This is a genomic window from Halanaerobiales bacterium, assembly GCA_035270125.1.
Lineage (GTDB): Bacteria > Bacillota > Halanaerobiia > Halanaerobiales > DATFIM01 > DATFIM01.
Window position 1 is genome coordinate 1 of the sequence record DATFIM010000009.1, and the last position, 5,887, is coordinate 5,887.

General features: G+C 24.5%; 5 protein-coding genes. All 5 read left to right on the top strand.

Annotation, left to right across the window (positions count from 1 at the left end; genetic code table 11):
* The first annotated feature begins 89 nt into the window (after nucleotides 1–89).
* On the top strand, nucleotides 90–3,233 hold the full coding sequence (locus tag VJ881_00555; GenBank protein ID HKL74529.1) for a hypothetical protein: 3,144 nt from the start codon (nucleotides 90–92) through the stop codon (nucleotides 3,231–3,233).
* Nucleotides 3,234–3,253: 20 nt separating this feature from the next.
* Nucleotides 3,254–3,673 carry a YkvA family protein gene (locus VJ881_00560; GenBank protein HKL74530.1) on the top strand — a complete coding sequence of 140 codons (420 nt, stop codon included), beginning with the start codon at nucleotides 3,254–3,256 and terminating at the stop codon, nucleotides 3,671–3,673.
* 31 nt (nucleotides 3,674–3,704) lie between these two features.
* Nucleotides 3,705–4,010: an MTH1187 family thiamine-binding protein gene (locus tag VJ881_00565; GenBank protein HKL74531.1), complete on the top strand. Its 306-nt coding sequence runs from the start codon at nucleotides 3,705–3,707 to the stop codon at nucleotides 4,008–4,010.
* A gap of 14 nt (nucleotides 4,011–4,024) precedes the next feature.
* Nucleotides 4,025–4,525, top strand: a complete 501-nt coding sequence (locus VJ881_00570; protein ID HKL74532.1) for a GNAT family N-acetyltransferase — start codon at nucleotides 4,025–4,027, stop codon at nucleotides 4,523–4,525.
* Nucleotides 4,526–5,488: 963 nt separating this feature from the next.
* The coding region (locus VJ881_00575; GenBank protein HKL74533.1) for a TetR/AcrR family transcriptional regulator at nucleotides 5,489–5,887 on the top strand (399 nt) is incomplete at its 3' end.

Consider the following 5,887-nt stretch of genomic DNA (forward strand, 5'->3'; position numbering starts at 1 on the left):
TAAAAATTGCAGTAGGTCTTTTTTTATATTATAATAAAACAAAGTACATATATTTAACAAAAATAAGTAAAGATTGTGGGGGAAAAAATATGGAACGATTTAATAGTTACCAAAATATAAAAACTGAATTGGATAAATACGATGATTTTGCTCCTGGCAATCTAAATTCTGAAAAAGTTGAGAAATTAATATATAATTTTAAATCAGAACAAAAGGAAAAGTGGGTTGCTGCTGCCCAAAAAATAGGGGAATTAGCGGCTAAAGGATCTAATCAATTAAAAGATTTTATAGAAGAGAAATTGACTTATTCAGTTAATATTAATCAACAAATTCATGCTTTTACAGCTTTAGGAAGTTATTATGGATACTGCAAAAAACCCTCTCAGGAGGAGTTTGAAATTTTAAATCAGTATCGCGATAGTAGGGAAGAAGGTTCTTATGTACAGAAAAAGAAAAAAATAAAGCTCGATAAATTTTTTGATAATATATTTAAAAATTATAATATGTATAGTGAGTTAACAGCAAAAGTTGATAAGGAGACTGATAGTAATCAGTTAGAAAAAATAAAAGAAATTGAAGAAGAATATATAGAAGATATTGTTATTGATGATTGGCATCTAAATAGTTTAGTTTATGTACTTGATATAATTGCTAATAAACGGGATGATATTATTGGATTTTTAAGAGGTTTAATAAGACGTTCCCATTACAATAATATTTTTATTTTTAATCTTCCATATTTATTTTTGAAAATAGCAAATGAAAAAGAAAATAATATAAAAAAATATCAACCCCTTGCAAAATTAATTTTGGACAATATTGAGAAAAATAATATTGATTTTTCAGAAAGCAGTCATTATTTTAGCATTTTTTATCTTGACCTTATAGATTTTTTGAATATAATTTATCCTGAAAAAAATAAATATTTTAATATTGATTTTTATTTAGAATTACCTTCAAAAGTAGCCAATAAATATAATAGCCTCTGTCATAGTGAGGAAAAAGATGAATATGCAGTTAGAAGAATGATAGAATATGTAAAATCATATTTTAAGGAAGAATTTGCCTGGAAGGCCCTTCCAGATAAAACAAAGAATATATTTTTGATTTTTGATTTATTAATTAAAGATTTGAATAATGGTCTTAATATAAAAGACAAAATTTTGCTTGTATTAGAAGAAAAAGATGAATGGTTAAATAAAAATGATAGATTAATTGATGGTTTTGTAAGAGAATTAAAGTTTTTATATTTCAAAAGACTTGATAATAAAGAAAATTATTCTCAGGAAGTTGAGTTTCAGGTTTATTCTGTAATTGATTTAGTACAAAACTGGAATTGGAGTAGTTTAGCTGATAAAGATATTGCTTCAATAATTATTAATGCTTTTGATATTCTATGGTTTAAAGGAGACAAAGTTGAGAGAGAAAATTTCTTTAAACTTTTTTACACAATTTTTAGTCAGATACCTGATGGAAAAATAATTGAAGAAATGCTTGAATACTGTAAAAATGAATCTTTAAAAGACATAATTAAAATTTATTTAAAAGCTTATCGTATTACTGATCAGGATTCTCCTGAATTCATTAATTATTTTCAATCATTAAGAGATAAAATAAAATCTGAAGATAAAATACCAGATGATGTTAAAGAATTATATGATTATATTTTTAGTGAAAAATTATCTTTAAATAGAAAAACCGGTAAAGAAACCGTAAATGTTTTTGATATTGATACGATTATTAAACTATATGGATTCAAAGAAGAAAGTAGATTACATGATATTAATGTTAGTGAAATGTATGAATTTGAACCTTTACAAAAATATATTTTAAAACCTATATTTAAATATAAATTTATTATGGAAGGTGATTTTCTCTTCGACCTTTATAGTGGATATGGATCAGCCAGAAGTGAAGAAAATTTAATAAAAGAGTTGCAAACTCAGGTTAAGTTAAAAAGTGATAAATTTATTGGGCAGCTTAAAGAAGTTATGGATTATCTTGAGTTCTATAAAGATGATTATCTTTCAGCATTTAAAAATGAAAAAGATCTATCAATTATTGATGACCTTGGAAGAGAAATTTTAGAGAATCTTGATGAATACCAAAAACTTGTAGGTTATTTTTCTTTTCTGGAAAGAGATTTTATTAGAACTACTATTTTACAGGCCAAAAGTATAATTTTTGAAGATAGTCGTTATGTTTCAGAAATAAGTGTGGCTTTACAGAATGGAAATGAAAACAGATTGATAAATATATTAAATAAAGAAATAGGTAAATGGAGGATTAATAAACGATTAAGAGAAAGATATGAAAATATAATTTATAAATATTTTTTAGAAAGAGGAATGTTCAAAGAATATAATAAACAAATGGTACAAAGAAGTGAAAAAATTTCTCCAACAAGAATACTAGCCAGATTTAATAATATTTTAATGAATTATAGGATTATTTTCAGTTTTATTCTAGCACCTTTTTTCTTTTATTTAATTGCAGAAATGTTTTCATTACCTGGTTTAAAAGATAATATTGTTATATTTTATATAGGACTATCTGTATTGGTAAGTTTAATACTATTTTTAATTTCTTTTATAATGGTTATTTCAATGATTATAAACTGGTTTAAAAACAAAAATAGTTATTTACTGAAAAAAGTTGGAAATAGTAAAACCAATATTCCTGAAAAACAATTGAAATATAGAATGAAGTTTTTCCTACCTAAATTATTTGGAGTTATCTTTGTGGTTTATCTTAACTTTACTCTTTCTGATGAAATGTGGACAATAACTCATGGAGTAAATATTTACATGAAAGCTGCTGTTATTGTGATCTTTTTAGTATTTATATATTATTTCATTAAATCTACTCAATTTGATAGTGTACGTCTTTCAGATGAGGTTAAAGGTAAAAGAACAAAGTCAATAATGTCTGCAGGACTTTTTTATAGTTTTTTTGGAAGTATACTTTTTAATTTAATGTATGGAGCCAGTATGTTTAAAAGAAATAGGGGAGAATTAACTGAAGTTGATGCAGTTGATATTTATACTATTGAAAGATTAAATAATTTAATCCCCTTTGATATTAGTGGCTGGCTGGAAAGTTTAAAGATCATTTTACTTAATGATCTCCATCTCCTACCTGAATTATTAGTGTTTTGGATGGTTCAGATGTTCTTTATAGCTATTATCCTTGAATTTTTCTTACAACGAGAAAGAATTGTTAAAAGAAGTTAAATAAATGGAGGTGTATTTTTATGGATCAGGGCAAAGAGGGATATGAAGAATTTAAAAATAAAGCTGAAAAATATGTTAATGATAAAGAAAAGGCTGAAGAATTACTTGATGATGCTCTAAAAAAAGCTGAAAATAATAAAGGCCCGATAAATAAGTTTTGGGATGAATTACAATTGTTTTTTTCAATAATAAAAGATTGGAAAGATGGAAAATATAAAGATATTCCGGTAGGGACTTTAACCATGATTTTTGTTGCAGTACTTTATTTTGTTGTGCCTACTGATTTAGTACCTGATGTTATTCCACTTGGAGGTTTTGTTGATGATGCAGCAGTTATAGCCTATGTAATAAAACAAATAAGATCTGATCTTAATGCTTATAAAAAATGGAAAGGCGAAAATTTAAAAAACTCTAATAATGATGAAGATAAAAAAAGATAATTAATTATATGTATAAAAGGAGGTTTTAAGTATGGCTATTGCAGAGGTTACTGTAGTCCCATTAGGAACTAAAGAAACAAGTTTAAGTAAATATGTTGCAGGCTGTCACAAAGTACTTAAGAAACAGGATAAAGTGGAATATGAATTAACTCCTATGGGTACTATATTAGAAGGTAATTTAGATGATATTTTTGATATAGTAAAAAAATTACATGAAGTACCTTTTGAAGATGGTGCTAAAAGAGTATCTACTACTTTAAATATTGATGATAGACGTGATAGAAATGGAAGCATGAAACAAAAATTAAATTCAGTAAATAATAAATTATCAAAATAAAAGGAGAAATAATAATGGAAATTAGAAAAGCTAAATCATCTGATGTAAAAGGAGTTACTAAGGTTCATGTTGAAAGCTGGAAAACTACTTATAAGGATATTTTTCCAAAGGAATTTTTAGAAAGTATTAGTTATGAAAAAAGACATAAATTGTGGGAAACAATATTAAATAATTCTGGGGAAGAGATAGTATATGTAATAGAAGTGAATAATAATATTATTGGGTTTCTTTCAGCAGGACCAGCCAGAGAAAAAAATTCTAATTATGATATAGAGATATATGCATTATATTTATTAGAAGAATATCAAAATAAAGGTTATGGCCAAAAATTAATAAATAACTTTTTTAACTTCTTAAAGGAAAATGATTATAATTCTGTTTATGTATGGGTGTTAAAAGAAAATTCTGCTACTGAATTTTATAAAAAAATGGGAGCTACAGAGATTAAAGAAAAAGAAATAGAAATTGAAAAAAATAAATATAAAGAAATTGCTTTTGGATGGGACCACCTGTAAAAGGGTGGTTTTTTTTATGCCCTTAATTTTCAAACAATTAAATAAATTTTGTGATTTTAGCAGATTAAATTAATATATTAATATAAAAAGTTAAAAATATTGCATCAAAGATTAAAAAAGTTTAAAATTATAGACAATTGTCTGAAATTTTTATAATATTTTACTCTGCTAAAGCAAATTTTTAACTTTTTCATTAAAAAACTATAATTTTTTAATTAATTTATTAAAAATATTAATATTATCCTTGACAAATTACAAAAATGGGTTTATAATGTAATTAACATATTAAAGGAGGTGAAAAATATGAAAGGATTGAAAAAGTTTTTTATGATAGAAGATAGAAATTATAATAAAGTAAGTAAAGAAGAAAGAAAGCAAAATCTAAAAATGGAAGAATACAGAACTGACGGATTAATGTAAATAAAATTATAAAAAAATATAAATGGGGGTGAAATCATGAAGGGTTTAAAAAGATTTCTTATGATAGAAGATAAAAATTATAATAAAGTAAGAAAACAGGAATCAAAACATAATTTGAAAATCGAAGAATATAAAACAGATTCTCTTATTTAAATAATATTAAGTAAAGGAGGAGATGAGTATGAAAAAGATATTTTTCAACAAATATGATCAGGTTGAAGATAGAGTAAATGAGTACAAAGACTTAGAAATAAGAAAATCGAGTGCAAATGAAGTGAGACTTGTATGAAAACTAAATGTTTAACAACTAAAGATAATAATGAGAAGGTCTCATATAAATTAAATAATGGAGATTTTAATTAGAACCCTCACCAAGAGAGAATAAAGGTGAGGGTTTTTTGTTTTTGTGATATATATCATTGAAATTAATTATTAATAATCATATAATATTAAATAAGTTAACGTTAACTAACTTATTTGTACATAATAGTTAAGATGATCTTCAAAAAATTTATTCAAATTTTAAAAAGGGAGGTTTTTTTCTTGTCAAAAAGACTGAGTAGATCAGAAAGAAGAAGTGAAATTCTAAATAAATCTTTAGAAATTATTTCTGAAAAAGGATTTTACAATTTAACTATAAGAAATATAGCTGCTGAAATAAATATTTCTGAAGCTGCAGTGTACAGACATTTTAAAAACAAAAAAGAAATTGTTTCTATGTTAGCAGAAGAATTCTTTAGTTATGATAAAGAAATTAATAATCTAAATAAAGAAAAAAAATCTTTTGAAAAACTAAGAGAAATTATTTTGTTTCAATTGAAATTATTTTCCGAAAATCCATTAATGACTGCTATTACTTTTCAGGAAGAAATATTTAGAGAATATCCAGAAATTTGGAGTAAATTTAATAGTCATCGTGAAAAAAGAGAAGAACTTATTAAA